Consider the following 24,934-nt stretch of genomic DNA (forward strand, 5'->3'; position numbering starts at 1 on the left):
TGGTGAAATATGAATCTTAATTCTAGTTTATACGAACAAGATTACTACCTATGGCTTGAAAAAACAGCATATTTATTAGAAAATCGTCAATTCACTGAATTAGATCTTGAAAATCTTGTCGATGAAATATTAGATATGAGTAGAAGTGAAAAAAAATCTTTAAAAAGTAATTTAATTGTTCTACTACAGCATCTACTAAAATATAGATATCAGCCAACAAAAAGAACAAAAAGTTGGCGATTAACAATAGAAGAACATCGATATAGAATTAAAGAAGGTCTACAAGATAGTCCAAGTTTAAAGCCATTTTTTCAAGAAGTTCTCAATGAATGCTATCAACAGGCTAAAAAAAGAGCTTCAATTGAAACAAAATTATCTATTGATGCTTTTCCTGATGAATCTCCATTTACTATAGAACAAATTTTAGATTCGGATTATTTACCAGAATAAAAAGATTGATTTTTTGTTTTAAAGTTGTTAAAATCATTGAGTTGTTTTTCAATAAATATTCATTTGAATATTTTGCTAAAAAATGGTATCAACTAACTCTAAATTAACGGCGAAAATGCCAATTAATCCCATTTTTAATCCTGGAGGCGATGATCGAATTGAAAATCGTTCTATTTGGTTTGGTAATACAACAAACCTAATGCAGCTTAATGATGTACGCTACTCTTGGGCAGTTGGTTTATATCAACAAATGAGAGAAAACTTTTGGATTCCGCACCGCTTAGATATTACCCAAGATGTCACAGATTATTGGAATTTGACTGATGATGAAAGATATGCTTATGATGGGATTCTTTCTTACTTAACCTTTTTAGATTCTGTACAAACTTGTAATATTCCTCATATCAAAAGTTGTGTAACTGCTCCAGAAATTAGCCTTTGTATGGCGGAACAAGTTTCACAAGAAGGAATGCACAATCAAAGTTATCAATACCTTATTGAAACAATTATTCCTGCTGAAAGAAGAAATGAAGTTTATGATTTTTGGCGAACCGATAAAATATTAAAAGAACGCTGCGAATTTATTGCAAAAATTTATCAGAAATATATAGATAGTCCAACAGCAGAAAACTACTTTGTTTCACTTTTGGCTGACTATTTATTAGAAGGATTATATTTTTATAATGGCTTTATTTTCTATTATAATCTAGCATCTCGAATGCTAATGCCTGGAAGTGCCGACATTTTTAAAATGATTAATAGAGATGAACTTTCTCATGTGCGTTTATATCAAAAATTAATTCCTGAAGCGATGCAGGTTTTCCCACATTCATTAGAGCAGATTTATGAAATGTTTGATACTGCGGTACGGTATGAATGTCGCTGGACAAATCATATTGTCGGTAATAATATTTTAGGAATTACAGAAACCAGTACCGAACAATATACAAAGTATTTAGCTAATATGCGTTTACGAGCGATCGGTCTTGAACCCTTGTACAAAGAAGAAAAGTATAATAAGAGTCTTTATAGTCATTTAGAACGTTTTTCGGATACCAAAAAAGAAGCTCACACTAAAGCTAATTTCTTTGAAGCAACTGTGACAAGTTATGTCATGTCTTCTGGGGTATCAGGATGGGACGATATTTAAAGATTTAGGGGTAATAAATCATGATTACTTCTGGATATATCACTCAATCTTTAGATACTCACATTGAGGCTGAGTTAGTACAATTTAGACTTTAGCGAAATATGTCTGATTCGGCAAAGTTAAACTTAGTAAAACGGATAGCTAAAAAAGGTTCTCAGTTAGCCTTAACAGGAATTTATCATCAGTTTCCTAATACGTCTAAATTTCAAGTTAGACAATTATATTTAGAAAAACGTTGGGGTTTCTTAGGGAGTCATATTGAAAAACTAATCAAGTATCAAGGTGAGTTAATGTTAGAAGAGCCAATTTGGTTAGTACATCAATTAGCGACTATTTTAGATTCCTTGAAAATTCCTTATTATGTAAGTGGTTCAGTAGCAAGCTCATTACAAGGAGAGGTAAGATTTACAGAAGATTTAGATCTAGCGATTGAAATTGAATCCGAACAAGTTCAGTTATTAATTGATGCTTTAAGTCAAGATTTTTATATCAGCGAGGTAGCAGTTTATCAAGCTATAGAAGGCGTTACTAACTCATTTAATGTAATTCACTTACAAACTACAGAAAAAGCCGCTATTTTCATCAGTAGAAAGACGAATTTTGATTTAAGCAAAATGTCGCGTCGTCAATTATATATTTCTGATGATCCAGCACAAGCATTTTATGTTTGTAGTCCAGAAGATACGATTTTACAAAAGTTAATTTGGTTTAAGATGACTGAGTCTCAATCTCAAAAGCAATGGCGAGATATTTTAGGAGTTTTTAAGTTACAAAGAGATAGATTAAATTGGTCGTATTTGGGATTATGGAGTAAAACATTAGGAGTTAAGGAAAATATCTTAAAAGCCATGAAAGAATCAGGTTTAACAAGAAGTTTATTAGATTGAATATTTGTGTGATAAAAAAATAACAGTTTAGTTATCAAAATTTAACCAAACTGCTATTATTAGATAGACCAAGATTCTATATTCTTTTAATTTAAATCAACTTAACTCAAGGCTTCAAAGTAATCTTTTACCTGATTTCTTCTACGAGGTTGACGTAACTTTTGTAATGCTTTGGTTTCAATTTGACGAACTCGTTCGCGGGATAATTCTAAAACACGGCCGATATCTGCTAAAGAATAAGATTTACCATCTTTAAAACCGTAACGAAGTTGAATAACTTCTTTTTCCCTTGTTGTTAAATCAGATAATAAACTTTCTAAATCTTTTTGTAATGCTTCATTAACTAAACTTTCTTCAGGGGAAACCTCTGTCGTTTCTAAAAGATCAACTAATTCTGTATCTTTTTCTTTTCCAACTTTAACTTCTAGAGAAACAGAACGAGGAACCCTCATTAAAATATCTCTAACTTGAGGTGGAGTCATTTCAAGTTCCTTAGCAACTTCCTCCATTGTTGCTGTTCTTCCCTTAGCTTGAGAAATTTTACGCTGTGCTTTCTTGATTTTGTTTAGTTTTTCAGTGATATGAACAGGTAGACGAATAATACGGCTTTGAGTGGCGATCGCTCTTGTAATCCCTTGACGAATCCACCAATAAGCATAAGTACTAAAACGATAGCCTTTTGTCGGATCAAATTTTTCAACGGCTCTCTCTAATCCCAACGTTCCCTCTTGAATCAGATCGAGGAGTTCTAAACCCCTATTTTGATATTTTTTCGCCACAGATACAACTAAACGTAAATTCGCTTTGATCATCTGGTCTTTTGCCCGTACTCCTAAAGCGATCGCTTGTTCTAACTCAGAAACCTCAATCTGTGCAACTTGCGCCCAAGAGGTTTTTCCTTGACTTACCGCCGCCTTTAATTCAAAGCTAGTCAGACCTACTGCAAACGCCCAACGTTCCCAAGAAGGACGATGACCGAGTTGAGAAGACAATTGATCATGAACCTCAACCAGTTGATTAAATTTGTATAAAACTGGATTAAGGGTTAGTGATGCCTCAGAACGCAGTTGAAGTAAATAAATATGACGCTGTACCTGTTGAGCTTTTTGTACTTCTTCATCTTTTTGAAGAAGAGGAACGCGCCCAATATCTTGAAGATACAATCTAACTAGATCAGTCGTCACGCTTCGACGAGGCTGTATTTCTCCTCTCGATGCTAAATTGTCGATTTCTATTTCGCTCAATGACTCTTCAAAAGGATCACCGATTTCTAGCTCGTTAGCAGAAGTAGCAACGGTATTGTAATCATACGAATAGGATTTTAGTGACATAGCTCTCTCTCTATGGCGACTGCGGAAACAAATAGCTTCTTGTACGATGCTTATTTATAGCTTTCCCAAGATGTTCACTAAATCATACATATCTAAAAAGTTTTTTATGAAAATATTTTTCACGTTTACTTTTTAACTTTACTGAGCAAGATAAGAAAAGCAAGCGATCGATTTAAAAGCTTCGTTTACAGTGATTTACTACAGTTTTTCCGTAGAGATTCCCTAAAAAGTTTTATTTTGTCATGAAATTTAATATGTAATATTACGGGGATAACGCGTCATTAATTCTTGAACTTGTTCGGCATGATAGGAACTGCGAGTCAGTGGCGACGAAACTACCTGTAAAAAGCCGATTTTTTCTCCGTAAAATTGCCAAGATGCGAACAATTCGGGGGTAATAAAGTCTTGTACACCTAAATGCTTTTGTGAAGGTTGTAAATACTGCCCAATGGTGAGAATATCACAATCAACCGAGCGTAAATCCTGCATCACCTGACGGACTTCTGAGTCTGTTTCACCTAAACCTACCATAATACCCGACTTTGTATAAACCCAGGGCGCAATTGTACGAGTTTGGTGTAATAATAAGAGCGATCGTTGATAATCTCCTTGAGGACGCACCCGACGATATAATCTGGGTATAGTTTCTGTATTATGGTTCAAAACTTCGGGCTTGGCTTCTAAAATGATTGCTAAAGCGTCCCAGTTGCCACACAAATCAGGAATTAAAACCTCTATGGTTGTTTTAGGAGAAATGCTACGAACTTCAGTGATACATTGCACGAATTGATTAGCCCCACCATCAGGTAAATCATCTCGGTTAACTGATGTTATCACCACATGGTTTAAATTAAGACGTTTTACCGCTTCAGCAAGACGTAAGGGTTCAGTCGGATCTAAAGCCTTTGGTTTTTTCTCAAAATCAATATCACAATAAGGACAAGCACGAGTACAAGCAGGCCCCATAATTAAAAACGTTGCTGTACCTGCAGAGAAACATTCCCCAATATTCGGACAAGAAGCCTCTTCACAAACCGTATTTAAACCCAGATCCCGTAGAATCTCCTTAACACTTCCCACTCTTTCCCACTGGGGGGCTTTTACTCGTAACCAACTGGGCTTAACCGTCATACTTTCTGTATTTACTATTTATATATCTTTACTTCCAAACCTATCCTACTGCACTAATGTCGATTCAGGGGATCTACATCAACATATTACAAAGCATTACCGAGGCTTGAATCAGTGTCCTCATTTGGGTGATAACTAATAAAGTCTGTGGGTTTTAGTCTTGTTGTCGGCATCAAGATTCGTAGAATAATAAGATAAGTACAGATTAAAGCCATCTTAAGCGCAAACTCACACACTCAAGTTAAAAGGAGATTCTATTGGTTAGTACAACATCGTTTAATACCGCCAAATCAAAAGAAGTTTTTGCAGCCGCACAACAATTAATGCCAGGGGGCGTTAGTTCTCCTGTTCGTGCTTTTAAATCAGTTGGGGGAGAACCGATCGTATTTGATCGCGTTAAAGGGGCTTATATTTGGGATGTAGATGGAAATCAGTATATTGATTATGTTGGCACTTGGGGTCCTGCCATTTGTGGTCATGCCCATCCTGAAGTGATATCCGCCCTACATGAAGCTTTAGATAAAGGTACCAGTTTTGGCGCACCCTGTGTTCAAGAAAATATCTTAGCGGAAATGGTCATCGATGCTGTTCCGAGTATTGAAATGGTGCGTTTTGTCAACTCTGGAACCGAAGCTTGTATGTCGGTTTTACGTCTAATGCGGGCGTTTACTGGCCGTGACAAAATCATTAAGTTTGAAGGCTGCTATCATGGTCATGCTGATATGTTCTTGGTTAAAGCAGGTTCTGGAGTCGCTACTCTCGGTTTACCCGACTCTCCAGGTGTTCCAAAAACAACCACCAATAATACTTTAACTGCACCCTACAATGATCTAGAAGCAGTTAAAGCCCTCTTTGCTGAAAACAGTAACGCGATCGCAGGTGTAATTCTTGAGCCTGTTGTGGGAAATGCTGGCTTTATTCCTCCTGAAGCTGGGTTTTTGGAAGGATTACGCCTATTAACTCAAGAAAACGGCGCATTGCTCGTATTTGATGAAGTTATGACGGGTTTTCGGATTGCCTATGGTGGCGCACAAGAAAAATTCGGCATTACTCCAGATTTAACCACTCTCGGTAAAGTCATTGGTGGTGGTTTACCTGTTGGGGCTTATGGTGGACGTAAAGATATTATGTCACTGGTTGCACCAGCAGGGCCAATGTATCAAGCAGGAACCCTATCAGGAAATCCTCTGGCAATGACGGCGGGAATTAAAACCTTGGAATTATTACAACGTCCTGGAACATACGAACAATTAGACCGTATTACCAAGCGTCTTACAAATGGTTTATTACAAGTAGCTAAAGATTTAGGCCATGAGGTTTATGGTGGACAAATTAGCGCAATGTTTGGGATGTTCTTTACTGGAAAATCCGTACATAGCTATGAAGATGCAAAAACATCGGATACCGCTAAATTTGGTCGTTTCCATCGTGGAATGCTCGAACACGGCGTTTATCTAGCTCCTTCTCAGTATGAAGCGGGATTTACGTCTCTAGCCCATACAGATGAGGATGTAGAGCGGACGATCGCAGCAGCTAAAGCCGTTCTCTCTAATTTGTAAATTTTAGTTAAATATACTTGACAAGTCAGCTATTTTATAAATTTGAATAGCTGATTTTTTTAACTGCTTCGATGATAAAACTGCTAAAATTTTTCAATTTTTAACCATTCTACTGGTACGTCAGTAAGTTGATTGGTAAAGCTTAAAAAAGCTGGAGTAATCTCGCCAGAACGTAAATTTTGGAGAACTTTCCCAGTAATAGGACTATAGGCATCGGCATAAAGTTGAGAACATATTTTAGCCTTTTCGGGTAAACGAGTTTGATCTGGAGATAGTTGGCCAAAACCGGATAAAGCGAGTTTTCCAAGATCGAGTAAATACTCAAAAGCATAACGTTGCCGTAACCGTGTCAGGGAGCGTATTGCAATACGCCAGCGTTGCTCAATAGATAAACTCATATCTCTTCTTACTCTAATTAAATGCGAACCAGTTAAATATCTCTCAATAATTCGACATTCAACCCCAGGTAGATCTGCTTCACAAATATGAGCGTCTCCTACATATATAGCGGCATGATGCCATCGTGCATCATCTTGAGAGTAACCCCCTAATAACTGAACCTTTTCAATAATCTTGTGAGAGAAATTAGGTTTAATGTTACTCACTAGAATTAAATCCGCAGGTAATAAATCCTGAAGATTAGGATAAAATCCAAATGCTCTGACAGATGGAGAGATCGGAAATTCTGGAGTCCATTGCTTGCTAGTTCTGGGGTCTCTAGGATCGAAAAAAAATTGAGAGGACATATTCACATCTCAATTATGAATTAATTCTTAGAGAAACGACTTTTTGATCTTCTACTTCAAACACAACTTTAGAACCAGGTTTTAAATTTAACTCTTTTGCCGTTTGACCATGATAATCGGGAATTGTGTTAAGTGCGAATACATATCGCTCGTTAGAACCTTCAGGTTGAACAAAGCCATATCCATCTTCTAAAACACGACAAACTTCTCCAACCCAAACTTTAGAACTTGTCTTGCTATTTTCTGCTTCTTTCATAAGAATATAATCTAAAAATATAAAGCTTTTCTTCTATAGTATATCTTGTAATAATAGCCAGAAATGAAGAAACTCTGTAATAATCGTTCCTAGTTTGCAGAAATGGGCTAAATTGATGGCATAACAGAGGAGAGATTGCATGAAATTTTTAGCTGTTCATCCTGGCCCTTTAATGTATACTAAGGTTTTCCTACGCTTGGAACCACTAGGATTAGAGTTAGTGGCTACCGCAGCAGAACAAGCAGGACATGAGGTTAAAATTATTGACCTGCAAGCGGAAACCCATCAAGACTACTTCCGTATGATCAATAGATGGAAACCTGATGTAATTGGTTTTTCCTGTAATTATTTGGCGAATGTCCCTGAAATTATTGATTTAGCCAAAGCAACCAAAGAAAAATTACCCAATAGCTTTATCTTTGTCGGGGGACATAGTGCGTCTTTTATCGCTCATGAGTTCTTAGAACAAGCTCAAGGCGCGATCGATTGTATCCTTAAAGGAGAGGGTGAAGCAACAATTACAACCCTTCTAGAAGCCATTAAACAGGGACACAGAGCGATTTTACAAGTACCCGGTGTGGTGACTTTAGACGGACAAGGGCCACCACCAATCTTTGTCGAAAATCTTGACGACATCACTGCAAATCGTAACTTATTGCGTCATCGTCGTAAATATTTTATCGGTGTGTTAGATCCTTGTGCTTCAATAGAGTTTAGTCGCGGTTGTCCCTGGGATTGTGTTTTCTGTAGTGCTTGGACATTCTACGGACGTAGTTACCGAGTAAAATCAACAGAATCGATCGTTGCAGAACTCGAACAGATCAAAGAACCAGGGATCTTTATTGTCGATGATGTGGCATTCGTTCAAGCAAAACACGGTTTTGAAATTGGAGAAGCGATCGCACGTAAAGGCATCAAAAAGAATTATTATTTAGAAACACGAGGTGATGTATTACTTAGAAATACTGATGTTTTTCGCTTCTGGAAAACCCTAGGACTAAAGTATATGTTCCTTGGTGTGGAAGCAATAGACGAAGAAGGTCTAAAGAAATTCCGTAAACGAGTTAGCCTATCCAAGAATTTTGAAGCGCTCGAATGTGCTAGATCTCTTGGAATTACAGTCGCTATTAATATTATCGCCGATCCAGATTGGGATAAAGAACGTTTTGAAACGATTCGCCAATGGTGTTTAGAAATTCCTGAAATCGTTAATATCAGCGTTAATACACCCTATCCAGGTACAGAAATTTGGCGTACTGAATCTCGTCAACTCACTACCCGTGATTATCGCTTGTTTGATATCCAACACGCTGTATTACCGACTAAATTACCCCTCAATGAATTTTACGAGGAATTGGTCAAAACGCAGCAGGTATTAAATAAGAAACATTTAGGGATGAAAGCACTCAAAGCAACTGCTAAAATTGCCGCACGACATTTACTCAAAGGTCAGACGAACTTTGTTAAAATGCTATGGAAGTTTAATAGTGTGTATGATCCTAAACTCTTATTAGCGGATCACGAAAAACCTGTTAAATACGAGATTTATCTACCTCCTAAACCCGACGAAAAAGTAGATCGAAATACCCTTTTTATCCATACACCAGCAGGAAGACAAGGACGTGCGATCGATAATTCTACTGAAGCTTTCGTCGATGAAACTCGTATGAATAGCAATGTTTAATAATTATTACACTTTCAAAGATTTCACTTTTCCTTAAACAAAAAAGGTGGGTTATTCCCACCTCTTTCTAGTTAACTTACAGTTGTTGCAGTCTTATCCAAAGACAATCGAGAAATAGCCTGTTTAACAAAACTTTGTAAAAACGCCATTCTTTGATTATCATCGAACACTTGTTTTAGTTTTTGTCCCAAAGACTCTACATTAAGATTAGCTTCAGGATCGAGTACAATTTCTTGTTCTTGGAAATATTCGATTAAGCTTAAACCTGCTAACCGAGTTAGATAAGCTGCGCTAATTCCTTGAACCGTACCACCAGCGACATAAGTTAACGCATGACTTTTTAGGAAAGCTCCCACCGCGTGAGTTGTCAATTCTACTATTCCTAATTGCACCATCAGTTTACCAATTGTACTAGCGGCGGTTTGCGCTTGGGAGAGAGAAAATTTCTGTTGATAGACTGTACCTAAATCTACTAACATTTGAGCATTAATCGCAGCAGTTGCCAGTAAATCTAAACTTGCGACTGGGTTAGCAAAAGCAGCAGCAGCAGCAATCCATTGATATTGTTCGACAACTGGTAAAGCTTTTTGTTTGCGAACTTGATTATAGATCGCTTTTCCTTGTTGTTTAACATTCATGGTTTTACGCCATGCTGAACCCCACAGAAGTTGATCTTGTTCTTTTTGACAGATATATTGAATACGCTCAGTTAATTCTTTTATTTCCGGATTAGGTTTTTCTGTCCATTCTTTGATTGTTCCATCTACTTGATGTTGACGGACAATGATTTCTTTGGGTGCCGCCGCTACGGGAATAATTTCATAAGATGGAATATATGATTTAACCCGTTGTTGTAGCTGTTGTATAACAATTGCTCTTTCTTCAGGTTGATATTGATCTTGTTTATTGAGTAACAGTATAATTCTTTGATGGGCGGCGGTTAATTGTTTAATAATTCGCCATTCTGAATCCATTAAATCGCCATTGACCAAAAATATTACCAGATCTGAAGCTAATGCTAAATCTTGGGCTTTTTGTTCGTCGGCTTCGATTTCCGTCAATAATGGTGGCGTTTCGACAAATGTAAGATTATCGCCGAGTTTTTGGGCTTCTAGTTGTTGTTTTAGGCTCGTTTTACCAACTTTTCTCGCACCAGTAATAGCGATTTGTAAGCTTTCTCGTGTAAATTCTGTGTTGATTTGAGTGATTTTTTCACGCAAAGGTAAAATTTCTTTTTCGGGAACCTCTGAAGTCAAAGAATTGATCATCGCTTCGGTTTGTGTCATTGCTTGATCAACGGTTTCTTTGGTTAGAGAAGGGGGTAACGAAAAATCAATAGAAGAAGATTTAGGACGCATTAACCAAGCTCCTGTACCTACTGCGATCGCTCCTAATATCCCCCATTCTCCCATATGGAAAAATCTACTATGAAAAGTTTCTCCAAGTCCAAAGAGAGCAGTTACTCCGAGCCCAGTTACTAAAATCGGCTTTTGCAACTTAACGACCATTTATTTACGCTATCCTCTGCAAACGCAATCTGCATCAATTCTAACGTTTTTGGGTTACGTTTTTTAAAGCCTATAGTGTGGTCTTTCCCACTGTCTTAATACTTAAAGAGCGTAAAGTTTTACTACATTTTTTTGACAAAAATTCCCTAAGCATAGCTTTTTCTCTCTTTTATTTAAAGCCATTTAAGAGAGAGTAGAATTACTAATGAGCAACAAAAAAAGATTTAAAAACCCTAAATACATAAAAGACGCACCTCATAAAAAGTGCATCTTTACAATTTGTAATTATTTTCATGGCGGGAGGCGGATTTGAACCACCGACCTTCGGGTTATGCTTACCATCTACAACTTTCGTTGCCTGACACTTATATCAGTTTGTGGTCTGGACTTTCTCTTCACCCTCAGCTTTTCTGTTAGGGTGTCTCCCATCAAGTCTCTACACCTTCCTCTTATCGAGGCTTGGCTCGGGATTACCAGCTTACAGGCTTCCCCGAATTTGAGAGATAATCACGCACAAGTTTCCTCACGCGCAGCCCTTTGCAAGATTATTCTTTGAGCTTTGTACTCATTTAATCTTGCGACTTGAGCCCGACGAGCTACCAGACTGCTCTATCCCGCGTCGCTTTATCTAGTATAGCGACAAAATAATTTTTTTACAAGTTTTTCAAAAACTTTTTTTTAAACGGGCTTTTTTGAACATGAGCAAGTAAGAGCGATCGCTTACTGATCATGTACTATCGACGCTTTAACAATCTTTAACATTCCGTGACAGAATTTATTCGTCGTCGTCATCTGAAGGATTATTAATTTCTTCCTTGAACCCACGTAGCGTTTTCCCTAATGCTTTGCCCATTTCGGGGATTTTTTTCGGTCCAAAAATCAAGAGTCCAACCAGTCCAATGATTGCTACTTCGGGCCAACCTAAACCAAACATATTTTTTATCCTTAAATTGCATCCCTTTCTCTTCTATAGTAGAGGATGAAGCGTAGCAAACTTGTATTGTAAATTTGATATGTTAGAGCTTTCCCAGTCTGCTATCTATAAAGAACTCAACCCTTTGATCGCAAAACTAGCAAAAATTATTCTTGCTCATTGGCAGCAGTCTTTAAGCTTATCCTTGTATGAGTTGCCAGAAGGATTAGGCTATGTAGAGGGACGACTGGAAGAAGAAAAGCTAGTGATTGAAAACCGTTGTTATCAAACGCCTCAATTTCGTAAGCTTCATCTAGAATTAGCCAAGGTGGGAACTCATTTAGATATTCTCCATTGTGTGATGTTTCCTCGACCTGAATATGGCTTACCGATGTTCGGCTGTGATATTGTAGCAGGACGCGGGGGAATTAGTGCGGCGATCGTTGATTTATCTCCCACCAGTCCCGAAAGAAATTTACCTGAGTCCTATCAAAAGTCTCTTTCTGCTTTATCACCATTGGAGTTTTCTCAACCTCGAACTTTGCCGACTTGGGGCGATATTTTCTCGGAATTTTGTTTATTTATTCGTCCCCAAACTCCAGAAGAAGAAAATCTTTTCCTTACTAGGGTTGATGATTATTTATCGATTCATTGTCGTCAAGCTTTGGAGGCGAAACCTTTACCCCCTCAACAACAGACTTTACATTTAGAGGGTCAATATCATTATTGTAGTATGCAGCAACAAAATGATAAAACTCGTCGTGTGCTAGAAAAAGCTTTTGGTAGCGAATGGGCTGATAAATATATGACTTTGGTTTTATTTGATTTACCAAAAATAGCAGTTAGTTATTAGGAAAGACGCGATCAACTCGCGTCTCTACAGATTATCTAAATATATTGTGACCAACAAAATTTATTTATTAACTTGAAAGGCTCAATCAGTTGTTAGTTAATGTGTGTTCAGTCTCAAGGGATCTCGTTTTTAATCGTTGTCCCAATTTTCGCTCGCAATGAGATCGCCAATTTGATCGCGTAATAAGTACTCACATCTTTCTAGTTCGCATTCAACACAAACCCACTCTCTAGGAGGTATGTACTGACAAAGAGTGTATATCGGTTGATAACGATTAATCGTTCCTTTCTCCACCATTTGACGGACTTCATCTTTGATCATTTTGATGGAGTATTCAACGGTGGGCGCGGGTGACAGGGTGCTAAGACTCATCTGAGGTTTCCTAGATCAATTATTGAAGCTTACTATTACTATAGTCTAACTGTTGAAAAGAATAAAGAGATTTCGTGCTGTATACGTCATTACATTTTTTTATGAAATCGAAAGACTTATCTCTTCTGGCTTTTAAGGAGATTAGGTACACATTAAGAAATCTAAAGATATACACTGTGTGTTGTTTCCCGATGCACATTTTGCATTATGGGGACAGTTCAGCACTTATGCTAAAGTAAAACGGTTTTTATTGTGATGGAAGATTGTTCAGCCGCTTGAGCTACTTTCAGGGCATACAGGCTATCTTCGACGTTGACATATAACGGTTGTTGCTCGAATAAATAATCTAACACAAGTTGTGTATCTTTTTTGAATAAGCCGCGACGAGTTCCACTTAAAAGCGGAATTTCTTCTTGATCTCGCATTAATTTTCCCTCTTCTCCCCAAAATATTAAGCTTCCTTGTGTGCCATGTAGTTCAAACGTGCGATCGCTATACCGAAATACTTCACCTTTGCCATAGGTTGCCTGAGCAATGATCCCACTTGTAAACTTAATTTGGGCATCAGACAAACAAGAGGTGAAATAGCCTTCTTCTGGTGCATCCCAGAAGCGAGACTGACAAGAAACAGAAGCAACCTCCCCAAAAAGATTGGTTAAACGATGAATACGAGAAAGTGCGGCAATAAAAGGAAAACCAAATAATTCTTTATGATAAGTCCAACGACGCGAGGCAATATGTTGTATGGCAGTTGTATTATAGCGAGCAAAGAATACCTCGCCTATTTCGCTAAGATACTGACGTATCGTGTTATGAAGTCCTCCGAGTAACTCAATATGTTCGACGTGAAGCAGTTTATTTTGTTGTTTGGCTATATTTATTAATTCTTGACCTTCATAGGCTGTAAAAGCCAGAGGATATTCAACGATGACGTGTTTCCCAGCTTGTAGGGCAGTTTTGGCGATTTGTGCGTGATCTCGGTTGATGTTGGCAATAATGACTAAATCTAATTCTGGATGTGTAGCGAGTTCTTGCCAAGAGTTTAAAACGGGGATGCTATAAGTCTGGCTAAAGGTTTTAATGCTTTCGGGACGATTTCCGGCAAAATAGAGTAACTGCGATCGCTCATCTTCTTGTATTGCTTCGGCGCGTCTTTGGGCTGCGTAACCCGTTCCCACGATGCCAACTTTTAAGGGTGAATTCATTTTAATTAATTATCAGTGATCAAAGTTTATTTAATTTATTATTTTGAGTAAAACGACTCAAGATAATTGATTGACTTTAACATTTATCCCTACTTAACTATCTTTGGATTATTATTGATTTTTTTCTATCATTTTTGGCTAATTGAAAAGACAATTCATTAATTCTAGATATAAATATAACTAATACTGATTGATGTTTTTGTCAACAAACCTAAGAATATTTCGTAAAGATTGTGCAACACTATTGTTTCAAGACGATAAAGAGTATATAGTTTTGCAAATATTTTGTTTATTCTGACTAACATATAATAAGAAAAACTTATTTTAAGTTTATTTAAGAATTTCATTACTAATGCGAGTCAAACTCTGGAGACTTTTCCCGTAGTATCAAAAATGAGGCTCACTCAAAAGCTTTAAAAAACAATCAAGCTTTAATGATCTGCCGTTTTACCTTGAATACACTATAAGAGGAGTAACACATGGCAACTTACAAAGTAACTCTTAAAACTCCCGATGGAGATCATACAATTGATGTTCCGGATGATGAGTACATTCTAGACGTAGCGGAAGAGCAAGGTTTAGATCTTCCTTATTCCTGTCGTGCTGGTGCTTGTTCTACCTGTGCTGGTAAAATCACAAGTGGTAGCGTTGATCAGTCAGATCAGTCTTTCTTAGATGATGATCAAATTGAAGCAGGTTATGTTCTAACTTGTGTAGCTTACCCTACCGCAGATTGTGTGATCGAAACTCATCAAGAAGAAAATCTATACTAAAAAAATTTGGAGTATTTATACTTCAAGTTCTATAAAAAAAGCAGGGAAAATGTATCATAGTCCCTGCTTTATTATTGCTCATTATTTAAAAAACCTGAGCGACGATCGCACGATGACGCGGACTAATGATGGTAATATGAGGAGTCTTAAACCCAGCTTCAAGTAACGCAGAAGTAATATCTAACGTAAAATATTGATCGAGATATGGTTCTGTACTTTTGAGTAAAGTAAAAATATAAGGCGGCATTTTAGAGTAAGCTTCTGATTTTGGATTCATATCCATCATGGTAAAATATCCATTAGGACGTAAAATCCGCCGTACTTCTTGTAAAGTCTCTTTTGCTGTTATTTGGGGTATTTCGTGAAACATCAAAAAAGAGGATACTAAATCAAAGGATTGATCCGCTTTTGGAATTGATGTAGCATTAGCGTGTATCCAGTTAAGATCTGTATTACGTTCTCTTGTTCGATATTGAGCGACTGATAAATGTAATGGTGATAGATCTAATCCTGTAATTTTTGCTTTTGGATAATTTTCTTTTAGTGCAAAAGTACTCATTCCGACACTACAACCAAGATCAAGAATAGTTTGAGGATTGAGTGAGAGTTGAGATTTTAAAACATTATGATAAGCTTGACGCAGTTTGGGATCACCATTAACACTAATTCCGTCTGTATCTTTCCAAATAGTAGAATGTACGGTATAGGAAGCAGACTCCGCTTCTAATGCTGCTAACCAGTCTAAATCTCCATTTTCGTAAGCATGAATTGAACCGAGATAATAATCAGGATAAACCAAATTTGGGGATTCTATAGAAGCTTTTTCTTTTTCCCAATCATGCGATCGTAATTTATTTACATTATCACGCCAAGGTACACCAATTTTCTCGGCTCGTGTAATCATCATTTGACGAGCTTGATGTTTGGCAACATTATATAACGGTTTAACTGCAAAAATCCCATTGATTAAACGAGAAACTAAACTCGGTTGTGTTTGATGTGTTGCTATCATGCTTTTTTTAATTAAGTTCTCCACATGAGATCCTAAAACTTAGACGAGTCGCAACGCAATACATAAACAAATTATTTAACCTTTAAGTTAATAGACTCCCCTTACAAAAGAGAGTCTATCAAAAATGCTAAGTATCTTCGTTCACCATTCAATCGTGTTTGCATAACAGATTAGTCAACCTAATTCTAGGTAGCATTTCTGCTAATTAAGCCCCATAGGAAAATTGCAACCAAAGCACCTAAAATAGCAATAAATAAACCAGGAATACTTAAACTTGTTGCGGCAAGCTGCAACGTTCCCGTACTAAAGAAAGTATATAGTGTTCCACCGACGAAAGCACCAATAATACCTAAGATAATTGTAGCTAGAATGCCACCACCTTGATAACCTGGATAAATTGCTTTTGCGATCGCACCAGCTAACAAACCTAATACAACCCAAGCGATAATATTCATTTTTTTAATCTCCTTATCTCGTAACTTTTTAATTACATTCCTATGATCACTTACACCATCGGTTTATCGCGTCTATCGCCAGTTGGAATCGTGGACTATCTAAAGATAGATCACCTCTATTACTCTTACTTAAATAGAATTAAAATCCTTTATTAGTTGTTTTTTTACTAGATTTATTTTTGGATTTATCCTTATTAACTTCCATTACAGCATCTTGAAAGAGTGTATGTAAATGAATGGGAACACTCGCACTTTCTGGTAATACGGGTTCAATCGGCTTTTTAAATTCTTTCATTAAAGACTTTAAATCTATTTCTAAATCAAAATTTGGACTATTTAAAACTTTTTGTAAAAGTGATTCTATTTGCTTAGAATACTGTGTAACAAGTTTTTCCCAGACAAAAAAACTAATTTCAGATGATTTTAAATATTCCATGACTAATCCTTCTGATTTTTTAACACTTTGCTCATCTTCTAATAAAAGTGATTTTTTAAACTCAGAATAGTTAGCTAAAAAGCTTTGTCCCCAACGCGGATGACTAAAAGCAGTAACTTGTTCAGCTTTTTTTAGATGTGGAGGTAATTCTAACTTAGGTTGTACCATTTTCGTGATTTTATTGCTATTTAATGCAGTTGCATCAACGCCCATTTCAGCAGCTATCGAATCTATTTCATCTGATGATATACCTGCTTCTTGTGCTAAATCTTGAATTGTTTTCGAGCCATCTAAACCCGATGCTTCTAGTTTTTCTTGTAGGTTAGCGTTTTGATATTCGGCAAACTTCTGATTCAATTGATAACCGGGTAAAGTAATTTCATCACTCCCAAAAAAGTTAATAAAATCCTGATGGGACTTTTCTACAGATTTCCAAGCTTGTTCTAATAAATCAGGTGCATCACTATACAAATGATTGCCATAATTTTGTTTAAAGTTTCCAATAGCAACCGCCAGTTTAGGTTTACCGAGTCTTCCTAATGTTGTACAAGGACTAGAAAACATCCAATAATCATCTACAGGCGCAATTTGTGTCAGTAATATTTCGCCGATTTTATATCTTTTCATGCTTTCTAAGATTTTGGGGTTATTGGGTTTGACGATATAATGTTTAGCGGTTGTCCAGTTCATCAACTCAAAACCATCATCCAAAATAGCAATAATTTCAAATAAACCGATAAAACTCTTATGCCAACGCTGTATAAGTTGTTGATCTTCTTGCGATAAATCTGTGTTATGTTCTATAAAAAGAGCAATCGGTGTTTTTTGACCAACTTTCCCTTCAAAAATAAAACGATCGACTAACAAATTCCGTTGATTCATTTCTTGTTGAGTTGCTGTAGCCATTTGTTCCGCGCTAAAAGTTTCTAGAGCAACAGCTAATTCCCCTTCTGCATCAAAAACAAAATCCGTTAGCGCTTCTTTAAGTTTTCCCGCTCTTAATAACATTGAGTCCATTAGACAAACCCTCTTAAACCTTTCCTTCGGTAGTCTAGCCAATTTAATCTCATGTAGTCTATCCCAAAAGAAAGAAGGCAATTTTTACCGCTTCATGATTTGAAATGTCAAGATTTAGGTAATCATTGGAATTAGATCAAGCAATCAATGTCATGATGGAAAATATCTTTATGGGTGTTCTTATCTAATCTCTATGCAAAGTATTCATCAACGAGGATCATCAGAAACCGGAAATGCAGAAGAAGCAACCCGTAAGCGTATTTTAAACGCCGCCTTGCGATTATTTGCGGCTAAGGGGTATGATGGCACAACGACAAAAGACTTAGCAGCAGCAGCAAGTGTAGCTGAGGGAACACTTTTTAGGTATTTTCCCAACAAAAAAGCCATTTTAATTGACGTAGCAACGGCGGGCTGGGTTGATATATTAACCGATTTATTGACAGAATTAAGCGAAATGGGCAGTTATAAGGCAGTAGCTCAAGTCATGCGCCGTAGAATGCTACGAATGCGAGAAAATAAAGATTTATTACAAGTTTGTTTTGTGGAAGCGCAGCATCATCCAGAATTACGAGAACGGATACAAATAGAAGTGATTGAGAAAATGACAGATGTAGCCGAAGCTTTTTTCCAAACGGCAATGGATAAAGGAATTTATCGTCAAACTAACCCGAAAATCGTCGCTCAAGTCTTTTTAGGAATGTTTGCGATCGCGGGTTTTTCTGATCAAACTATTTTACCCGATTCTTCTCCAGCATCTCTACAAGAAATGGCTGAAGGTATTGCCGATATTTTTCTTAATGGAGTTTTAGTCAAAGAATAACTCGAAAAACTTGGCAAAAGGAACCTAATAAAGATAAGATCAAACCCAAAATCTGTTCTAGGATCGGCTGTTGGCTTATGAGGTTCATCGACTCAACACATAAAAACGCTTTGATGTTAACTGGAATAGCATCGCTATTAATCATCTTTGGGAATCATCACATCGTTAAAGCGCAACTTCCCCCCAGCCCACCAAAACCCGAACCTCAGTACAGCCCGACGAATGAACAACCAAAAGAAATTTTACAGACAAATCCTGAGCAATGGCAATCAGTTGATTTAGTGCGAATTGTTGGAAATCAAGAAGGAACCATTAATACTCTGCTATTTTCTCCCGATAATCGCTATATTATGGGCGGAGGATATCGCAATCAACCCAATTTAAAAATCTGGGATCTCAGTAATGACAGAAGACAATCAAATATACGAGCGCAACGTAGAGGAATACAAGCTCTTGCCATTAATTCTACTGGAGAAACTTTAGTTAGTGGGGGAGAAGATGGCGGAATCAATTTCTGGAATTGGAAGAATGGAGATTATATCGGAATTGCTGTCGATCATCGCACTCATATCATGGATTTAGCAATCTCTCCAGATGGTCAAATTTTGGTTAGTGCGGCTTTAGATGGGATTAAAGTTTGGAGTTTATGCGATCGTCGTCCCTTATATACTTTAACTCGAATTGGTGAGCCAGCCTATGCTCTAAGTATGAACCCAAATGGCACAACTCTAGCCAGTGGTGATGGGGAAGGAAAAATTAAATTTTGGGATATCAGACAAGGGGTTTTTCTTTCAGAGTTTGTCGCTCATAAGGAAGCTATTACAGGAATTATTTACACTCCCGATGGTACAAGATTAATTACGAGTAGCGCAGATCGTACCGTTAAAGTTTGGGATGTTCAGAGTCAACGCTTGTTATATACTTTCATTGGACATTCAGCCCAAATTAGATCCATCGCCTTACATCCTAATGGAGAAGTCCTCGCCAGTGCCAGTAACGATGGTGTAAGACTTTGGGATGTCGTGACAGGAGAAACTCTCGGATGGCCAGAAAAATGTCGAGATTGGGTGGAAAGTGTCGCTTTTAGTCCCAATGGGCGTTATTTAGCTACAGGTGGCTATGATTTCCAAGTCCGTTTGTGGCAACCTACTGCATTAAGTCCCCAAACTTCCCCTAATAATCTACAAACAAAAAAATATTGACATACTCCCACCGTCAAGCTCCTATGTCGCTATGACGGGGGATTCTCTCCACATCACTGTTAGAAATTCCTGCTTCAACGAGACGGCTTAAATTCTCAATGTCTCCATTGAAAACCCAGAGGTCGGACTCTCGACAGGCGTTTGGGTCGGTTTGCGGATGCCCTCCGCTACCGTTGAGATATGCTCCCAATTGCTGCAACCCTTTTGATAAAATATTTCGCGCTGCATTATGATCTCTATCCAAGACCGTTTTACAACTAGGGCATTGATGTGTCCTAGTGCTTAAAGTCTTTTCGACTTTTGCCCCACATACTGAACAATCAATAGTCGTGAAATGCGGTGCTACAGCAATACAAGTTATCTTGTGAATCTTGGCAAAGTAGTTAACCCATTGGGTGAATTGATACCAAGAAGCGTCACTTATACTTTTAGAAAGTTTATGGTTTTTGACCATATTTGATACTTTCAAAGCCTCATAGACTACCAGATCGTGAGATTGGACTAACGCCAAAGCATCTTTAATTGCTCTGTCTTTACGTTGTCTTGAAACTTTTAAGTGTAGTTTGGCCACTTTTCGTCTTTGTTTGTGATAATTTTCCGACTGTTTCTGGCCTTTTTTAAAACGTTTAGATAGTCGTCTTTGCGCTTTCTTTAAGCGTTTCTCTGACTTTCTAAAATAACGGGGGTTTTCAACCGTATTTCCGTTGGATTCTGTTAAAAATTCTTTCAACCCCAAGTCTATCCCCGTTATATTTCCCGTGAATTCGTGTTTCTCTTCTCGTTCGTAGTCAATCAAAAACTGGCAATAATAACCATCAGCGCGTCTCACTACTCGGACTCGCTTAATTTGCTGTTCCGAGTAATAGACAAGCGTCTTTTGGCTACACCAAAGGTCAAATGTTCCCGCTTTGAATCCATCAATAAAAGTGATTTTCCTTCTATCATTGGATAGTTTGTATCCCGTCAATTTATATTCAACGGAACGACTATGCTTTTTGAATTTAGGGAATCCCTTCTTTTTGATAGCAGGGTTACGGCAATTAGCATAAAACTTTGATATGGCTTGCCATGCTCTATCTGCACTTGATTGACGAGCTTGGGAGTTTAACTTATTTGTCCAAGGGGTTGTCTTGTCGGCAGCCAAAACAGAACATAGTTTTTGAAGATCATTTCTTGTGGTTCCTTTATTTTCCATCCAAAACTTAACGCATTTATTTCTAATAAACTGTGCTGTTCGGATAGCATCATCAAGTTTAGAGTATTGATCTTTAGTTCCGTTTTTTAATTTAGCTTCGACAACTAACATTTAAATATCCTCGACCTTTGGACTATTTTAGTTTCTCATACTTTACCCGTTATTGGTAGAATTAAACTATTGTGCTACGCTGTTTATATATTGGTTGCCATTCATGAGGTCGCGTCATCGGAACCTGCGTCCGATGCTTGAGCGAACGTCCCCCGCTAATTTGGGTGAGCGTTTTGCCCTTAAAATTTAGCGGGGGCAATAAGAGCAACATTCTTGGTAAACTGTTACCATAAGCTTAAAAAAAAACGCGATGACGACTCATTTTATTACCGCAGAAATCGATCTCCAAGAAAACCCCCTCAAACTTCAGCAAGAAATCGAAGCTGAACTTCAAAAACAAGGTAAACCGCTACGTTGGGCTATTACCAAAGTAGATCGAGAAACCGAAACTGTACAAGTCGAAGCGATCGTAACAAAAGAGTGAAACGCCCTTACACCGTCGTTTTAATTGTACCTACGGGAATTGGTGCTAGTATCGGTGGCTATGCGGGTGATGCTTTACCCGTCGCCCGTGCGATCGCCCAAACTTGCGATAATTTAATCACTCATCCCAATGTTTTAAATGGCGCACAATTGTACTGGCCAATCCCTAACGCTTATTATGTCGAAGGATACGGTTTAGATCAATTTGCAAAAGGACTTTGGGGCTTACAAAATGTTCATCAAAACCGCATCGGCTTAATTTTAGATCGCGCCATTGAGCCAGAATTGAGGCTTAGACACCTGCAAGCCGCCGATGGTTCACGGGCTACATTAGGTCTGTCTTTGACCGATTATATGGTCACTGATGCCCCACTGGAAGTAGAATTAAGAACCTCTGCATCTGGAGCAAGTTGGGGAACCATCGGCAACCCAGACAGTTTACTGAGAGCCGCCGAAAAGCTGATCCAACAAGCCCAAGCCGAAGCTATTGCGATCGTTGCGCGTTTCCCCGATGATCCTGATAGTCTAGCTTTAGAAAATTATCGACATGGAAAAGGTGTCGATCCTCTTGCGGGTGCAGAAGCTGTCATCTCTCACTTAATCGTCAGACAATTCAGTATTCCTGCCGCCCACGCCCCGGCTTTATCTCCCCTTCCTATAGATCCCGCGCTTTCCCCAAAATCGGCAGCCGAAGAAATAGGTTATACTTTCTTACCCTGTGTTTTAGTCGGTTTAAGTCGTGCGCCTCAATTTGTTACCCAAAATACCATAGAAAGTATTTGGGCGGATCAAGTCGATGCTGTAATTATTCCTGAAAGTGCTTGCGGTGGTAGTGGGATCATCAGTTTTAGTCAACAAAAAAGTCTAATTATTGCCGTAGAAAATAATCAAACCCAAATGCAAGTTTCACCCGAACCCATAGGGATCAAAGCAATTAAGGTAAACTCTTATATAGAGGCACTTGGTCTTTTAGTCGCCCATCGTGCGGGTATTAGTTTCGAGTCACTCAATCCCTCTATATCCTCTCTTCGTTGTTTAGCCTAATTGTGAGTAGTTCTGACAATCCCGAATTTGAACCCTTAACCCGTAAACAAATTCTCATTATTATGGGAGTTACGGCGGTTATTTTATTACTGGTAGCCCGTATCTGGCAATATTTCGGCTCAATAAAGATTCTTGATGTTCAATTTTCTTTACAAGCTGTCTGGCTGAGTTTAGCTCTTGCTTTTGGCATTAGTTTAGGAAGTGGTTTGATGTATCGAATTTGGCCCGCTTATCGCCAGAGTGCTGATACTTATTTAGAATTAGTAATTAAGCCGTTAGTTTGGCCCGATTTAATTTGGTTAGGACTTTTACCTGGGTTAAGTGAAGAATTACTCTTTCGGGGAGTTATGTTACCCGCGTTAGGACTTGATTTAACGGCGGTTATTGTATCAAGTTGTTTATTTGGTATTCTACATTTTAGCGGTTCTCAACAATGGCCATATGTCTTGTGGGCGACGGTGGTCGGTCTGGTTTTAGGTTATAGTGCAATGGTCACAGGTAATTTATTAGTGCCGACTTTAGCCCATATTGTGACGAATTTAGTGGCGAGTTATTTATGGAAAGCGCGACAATCTTTGAATCCTCCTTCTTTGTAATTTTGTTGGAAATTAATCTATGAAAATTGAATTTAGAGAATTTAATCCTTTTGATCTGTGGATTTGGTTAGAATTTGAGACAACCCCTTCTGGGATGGAACAGCAGTATATAGAAGAGGTTTTTGATTCTTGGTTTTATCTGGGAAAATTGGGCGCTTTTAATGCTGAAAATCTCCAAGTACAAGACACGGGAATTGATATTAGTTACATGAACTATGATACAGATTCAGCAGAAAATGTTCTAATGTCTCCCATGCACAATATGTCTGATTTTGAATATCAGGAAAGTTGGGGGCGCTGTTGGTTCGATTTAGGAACGAGTGATTTAATTGCGATCGATATTTTAATCAATGCACTAAATCAACTGAGTAAGGAATTTGTCACCATTAAGCGTATGATTGTTGGTGGAGAAAATGAAAATTGGCCTGTGGTTCGACGCAATCAGGATTTGTTTATCGAAAATTAAGTTAGGATAAATTATCTCGTTGGGTTTTGATCCATTTGTTTTCAGGACGAATGAGAAAAGCAAAATAAAGGGGAATTTTCCAGACTAAATAAAAAGGAATACTCAGTAACGCTTTTTTTTCAATCATCGGACGACCAAAACGATACCAAGCCATTAATATAGCAACAAAGAGTAATAATCCCGCCAAAATAATTAAGAAAACTGGTAGCCAAATTCCGCTTATTATTCCTGCTAATAATCCGATGATAATTGCTATTCCCCAAAGCAGGACTAAAAACGATAGTGGGGGTACGCCCAATTCTAACGCTAAACTTAATAAATCTAAACGTTTTTGGCTAATAGCTGCTTTTAGTAAACGAGGAACTTGTGTTAGAAGTGTGTTTAAGTGTCCATGTTCCCATCGCGTTCGTTGAGTTTTGGCGATTTGTTCAACACTGGGAAATGTACCCGTTACTTTAGCATTGGGACAGAATAAAGCGGGATATCCAGCGATCGCTAAATCTACACCCAACTGCATATCTTCAACAATATTGCCACTATTAAGCGAGACTTGCTGTAAGATAGACCAAGGAATCGCCATTCCTGTACCGCAAAGCAGACAAGGTAAGCCTAAACGCGATAATCCAGTTGATCTAACTCGATTTTTGACTAAAAACGCTAAAGCTGATATTGTCTCTTTCGCGCTTGGATTACTCGGTGGTTCTAATAAATCGATTCCTTGTACTGGACGACCCGACGCATAGCACATATTAGCTAATTCGTCAATAGAATTTGTCGCCGTAATCATATCCGCATCGATGACGATCACGACATCTGGGGGATCAGCTTTGAGAAATTGTAGAGCATAATCTAAAGCGTAACCTTTGCCCCGTTGTTCTAAATTTTGTCTTTCGATGACTGTAACGCCTAACTGACGTGCCAGATCAGCCGTTTGATCGATGCAGTTATCAGCAATGACAACTAAACGATCGCTTTTTTGCAGTTGAGGTAACAAATTCGTGATAGTCTTTTCGATCACCGTTGCCTCATTATGAGCCGGCATTAAAACCGCTACAGTTGCGGAGCGTTTTTCTGTGGCACTTGCCTCATGATGAGCAGGTAAGCAAGCGGCTAAACATTCAATAAACAATACTAGACAAGGAATGAAGAGTAATAGTGCCATTCCCCAAAGCAGTAGCATTAATATTACAGTCATAAAATCTGTGTATTGAACTCGGATTACTCATTTTTATCATACCGAGCCGCGATCGTCTTTTTCTTTGAAGCATATTTTTATTATTTTGTCAATATATAAATTATCCCAAATCCAAATAAATCCTACAGTCCCTCATATATCACG

At 37.9% G+C, this 24,934-nt stretch carries 26 protein-coding genes; 13 read left to right on the forward strand and 13 right to left on the reverse strand.

Annotation, left to right across the window (positions count from 1 at the left end; genetic code table 11):
* Positions 1 to 9: 9 nt before the first annotated feature.
* The 3 genes from C7H19_RS14255 to C7H19_RS14265 all read left to right on the forward strand — a co-directional run bounded on the left by C7H19_RS14255 (position 10) and on the right by C7H19_RS14265 (position 2,487).
* Positions 10 to 450: a DUF29 domain-containing protein gene (locus C7H19_RS14255; protein WP_106457553.1), complete on the forward strand. Its 441-nt coding sequence runs from the start codon at positions 10 to 12 to the stop codon at positions 448 to 450.
* A 115-nt stretch (positions 451 to 565) separates the two neighbouring features.
* Complete coding sequence (locus tag C7H19_RS14260; RefSeq protein WP_106457554.1) at positions 566 to 1,600, forward strand: ribonucleotide-diphosphate reductase subunit beta; 1,035 nt, start codon at positions 566 to 568, stop codon at positions 1,598 to 1,600.
* Positions 1,601 to 1,701: 101 nt separating this feature from the next.
* Positions 1,702 to 2,487 carry a hypothetical protein gene (locus tag C7H19_RS14265; RefSeq protein ID WP_219907655.1) on the forward strand — a complete coding sequence of 262 codons (786 nt, stop codon included), beginning with the start codon at positions 1,702 to 1,704 and terminating at the stop codon, positions 2,485 to 2,487.
* Between the two features lie 101 nt (positions 2,488 to 2,588).
* On the opposite strand, the gene sigC is transcribed toward C7H19_RS14265, so the two are convergent.
* Complete coding sequence (gene sigC / locus C7H19_RS14270; protein ID WP_106457555.1) at positions 2,589 to 3,818, reverse strand: RNA polymerase sigma factor SigC; 1,230 nt, start codon at positions 3,816 to 3,818, stop codon at positions 2,589 to 2,591.
* Positions 3,819 to 4,067: 249 nt separating this feature from the next.
* Positions 4,068 to 4,949 carry a lipoyl synthase gene (lipA, locus tag C7H19_RS14275; RefSeq protein ID WP_106457556.1) on the reverse strand — a complete coding sequence of 294 codons (882 nt, stop codon included), beginning with the start codon at positions 4,947 to 4,949 and terminating at the stop codon, positions 4,068 to 4,070.
* Positions 4,950 to 5,206: 257 nt separating this feature from the next.
* On the opposite strand from lipA, the gene hemL reads away from it, so the two are divergent.
* Complete coding sequence (hemL, locus tag C7H19_RS14280) at positions 5,207 to 6,508, forward strand: glutamate-1-semialdehyde 2,1-aminomutase (RefSeq protein WP_106457557.1); 1,302 nt, start codon at positions 5,207 to 5,209, stop codon at positions 6,506 to 6,508.
* Between the two features lie 83 nt (positions 6,509 to 6,591).
* Here the strand turns inward: hemL and C7H19_RS14285 are convergent, their stop codons facing one another.
* Both C7H19_RS14285 and C7H19_RS14290 read right to left on the reverse strand, forming a co-directional pair.
* Positions 6,592 to 7,254, reverse strand: coding sequence for a C40 family peptidase (locus tag C7H19_RS14285; protein WP_106457558.1), 663 nt, complete (start codon positions 7,252 to 7,254; stop codon positions 6,592 to 6,594).
* A gap of 13 nt (positions 7,255 to 7,267) precedes the next feature.
* The gene (locus tag C7H19_RS14290) at positions 7,268 to 7,510 is read right to left on the reverse strand and encodes a S1 domain-containing protein (RefSeq protein WP_106457559.1); all 243 of its coding nucleotides are present in this window, start codon (positions 7,508 to 7,510) and stop codon (positions 7,268 to 7,270) included.
* A 139-nt stretch (positions 7,511 to 7,649) separates the two neighbouring features.
* Here C7H19_RS14290 and hpnR point away from each other — a divergent pair, with 139 nt between their 5' ends.
* A complete protein-coding gene (gene hpnR / locus C7H19_RS14295) occupies positions 7,650 to 9,194 on the forward strand; it encodes a hopanoid C-3 methylase HpnR (protein WP_106457560.1) in 1,545 nt (514 codons plus the stop codon).
* A 71-nt stretch (positions 9,195 to 9,265) separates the two neighbouring features.
* On the opposite strand, the gene C7H19_RS14300 is transcribed toward hpnR, so the two are convergent.
* Positions 9,266 to 10,702, reverse strand: a complete 1,437-nt coding sequence (locus C7H19_RS14300; protein ID WP_106457561.1) for a slr1306 family protein — start codon at positions 10,700 to 10,702, stop codon at positions 9,266 to 9,268.
* 775 nt (positions 10,703 to 11,477) lie between these two features.
* Positions 11,478 to 11,636 (reverse strand): twin-arginine translocase TatA/TatE family subunit, encoded by a 159-nt coding sequence (gene tatA, locus C7H19_RS14305; protein WP_106457562.1) that lies wholly within the window; start codon positions 11,634 to 11,636, stop codon positions 11,478 to 11,480.
* A gap of 79 nt (positions 11,637 to 11,715) precedes the next feature.
* Here tatA and C7H19_RS14310 point away from each other — a divergent pair, with 79 nt between their 5' ends.
* Complete coding sequence (locus C7H19_RS14310) at positions 11,716 to 12,468, forward strand: phycocyanobilin:ferredoxin oxidoreductase (RefSeq protein ID WP_106457563.1); 753 nt, start codon at positions 11,716 to 11,718, stop codon at positions 12,466 to 12,468.
* 129 nt (positions 12,469 to 12,597) lie between these two features.
* Here the strand turns inward: C7H19_RS14310 and C7H19_RS14315 are convergent, their stop codons facing one another.
* Positions 12,598 to 12,840 (reverse strand): DUF4327 family protein, encoded by a 243-nt coding sequence (locus tag C7H19_RS14315; protein ID WP_106457564.1) that lies wholly within the window; start codon positions 12,838 to 12,840, stop codon positions 12,598 to 12,600.
* A gap of 230 nt (positions 12,841 to 13,070) precedes the next feature.
* The gene (locus tag C7H19_RS14320; RefSeq protein ID WP_106457565.1) at positions 13,071 to 14,045 is read right to left on the reverse strand and encodes a Gfo/Idh/MocA family protein; all 975 of its coding nucleotides are present in this window, start codon (positions 14,043 to 14,045) and stop codon (positions 13,071 to 13,073) included.
* Between the two features lie 479 nt (positions 14,046 to 14,524).
* Here C7H19_RS14320 and C7H19_RS14325 point away from each other — a divergent pair, with 479 nt between their 5' ends.
* Positions 14,525 to 14,818: a ferredoxin gene (locus C7H19_RS14325; RefSeq protein ID WP_106457566.1), complete on the forward strand. Its 294-nt coding sequence runs from the start codon at positions 14,525 to 14,527 to the stop codon at positions 14,816 to 14,818.
* 85 nt (positions 14,819 to 14,903) lie between these two features.
* Here the strand turns inward: C7H19_RS14325 and C7H19_RS14330 are convergent, their stop codons facing one another.
* The 3 genes from C7H19_RS14330 to C7H19_RS14340 all read right to left on the reverse strand — a co-directional run bounded on the left by C7H19_RS14330 (position 14,904) and on the right by C7H19_RS14340 (position 17,738).
* Positions 14,904 to 15,830, reverse strand: coding sequence for a class I SAM-dependent methyltransferase (locus C7H19_RS14330; RefSeq protein ID WP_106457567.1), 927 nt, complete (start codon positions 15,828 to 15,830; stop codon positions 14,904 to 14,906).
* 185 nt (positions 15,831 to 16,015) lie between these two features.
* Positions 16,016 to 16,285, reverse strand: a complete 270-nt coding sequence (locus tag C7H19_RS14335; protein WP_106457568.1) for a GlsB/YeaQ/YmgE family stress response membrane protein — start codon at positions 16,283 to 16,285, stop codon at positions 16,016 to 16,018.
* A 139-nt stretch (positions 16,286 to 16,424) separates the two neighbouring features.
* Positions 16,425 to 17,738, reverse strand: a complete 1,314-nt coding sequence (locus C7H19_RS14340) for a hypothetical protein (RefSeq protein WP_106457569.1) — start codon at positions 17,736 to 17,738, stop codon at positions 16,425 to 16,427.
* 193 nt (positions 17,739 to 17,931) lie between these two features.
* On the opposite strand from C7H19_RS14340, the gene C7H19_RS14345 reads away from it, so the two are divergent.
* Both C7H19_RS14345 and C7H19_RS14350 read left to right on the forward strand, forming a co-directional pair.
* On the forward strand, positions 17,932 to 18,558 hold the full coding sequence (locus tag C7H19_RS14345; protein ID WP_106457570.1) for a TetR/AcrR family transcriptional regulator: 627 nt from the start codon (positions 17,932 to 17,934) through the stop codon (positions 18,556 to 18,558).
* Between the two features lie 77 nt (positions 18,559 to 18,635).
* Positions 18,636 to 19,760 (forward strand): WD40 repeat domain-containing protein, encoded by a 1,125-nt coding sequence (locus C7H19_RS14350; protein ID WP_106457571.1) that lies wholly within the window; start codon positions 18,636 to 18,638, stop codon positions 19,758 to 19,760.
* A 13-nt stretch (positions 19,761 to 19,773) separates the two neighbouring features.
* On the opposite strand, the gene C7H19_RS14355 is transcribed toward C7H19_RS14350, so the two are convergent.
* Positions 19,774 to 21,066 carry an RNA-guided endonuclease InsQ/TnpB family protein gene (locus C7H19_RS14355; protein ID WP_106457572.1) on the reverse strand — a complete coding sequence of 431 codons (1,293 nt, stop codon included), beginning with the start codon at positions 21,064 to 21,066 and terminating at the stop codon, positions 19,774 to 19,776.
* A gap of 250 nt (positions 21,067 to 21,316) precedes the next feature.
* Between C7H19_RS14355 and C7H19_RS25710 the strand changes: the two genes are divergently transcribed.
* The 4 genes from C7H19_RS25710 (at position 21,317) to C7H19_RS14370 (ending at position 23,595) form a co-directional block, all read left to right on the forward strand.
* Positions 21,317 to 21,490 (forward strand): hypothetical protein, encoded by a 174-nt coding sequence (locus C7H19_RS25710; RefSeq protein ID WP_181280614.1) that lies wholly within the window; start codon positions 21,317 to 21,319, stop codon positions 21,488 to 21,490.
* Positions 21,487 to 22,533, forward strand: a complete 1,047-nt coding sequence (locus C7H19_RS14360; protein WP_106457573.1) for a DUF3326 domain-containing protein — start codon at positions 21,487 to 21,489, stop codon at positions 22,531 to 22,533. The genes C7H19_RS25710 and C7H19_RS14360 overlap by 4 nt, the downstream gene beginning before the upstream one ends.
* A 62-nt stretch (positions 22,534 to 22,595) precedes the next feature.
* A complete protein-coding gene (locus C7H19_RS14365) occupies positions 22,596 to 23,129 on the forward strand; it encodes a CPBP family intramembrane glutamic endopeptidase (RefSeq protein WP_425428909.1) in 534 nt (177 codons plus the stop codon).
* A gap of 19 nt (positions 23,130 to 23,148) precedes the next feature.
* Positions 23,149 to 23,595, forward strand: coding sequence for a DUF3531 family protein (locus C7H19_RS14370; RefSeq protein WP_106457575.1), 447 nt, complete (start codon positions 23,149 to 23,151; stop codon positions 23,593 to 23,595).
* Position 23,596: 1 nt separating this feature from the next.
* On the opposite strand, the gene C7H19_RS14375 is transcribed toward C7H19_RS14370, so the two are convergent.
* The gene (locus C7H19_RS14375) at positions 23,597 to 24,790 is read right to left on the reverse strand and encodes a glycosyltransferase family 2 protein (RefSeq protein WP_106457576.1); all 1,194 of its coding nucleotides are present in this window, start codon (positions 24,788 to 24,790) and stop codon (positions 23,597 to 23,599) included.
* Between the last annotated feature and the right edge of the window lie 144 nt (positions 24,791 to 24,934).

Source organism: Aphanothece hegewaldii CCALA 016, assembly GCF_003007785.1.
Classification (GTDB): domain Bacteria; phylum Cyanobacteriota; class Cyanobacteriia; order Cyanobacteriales; family Microcystaceae; genus Chroococcus; species Chroococcus hegewaldii.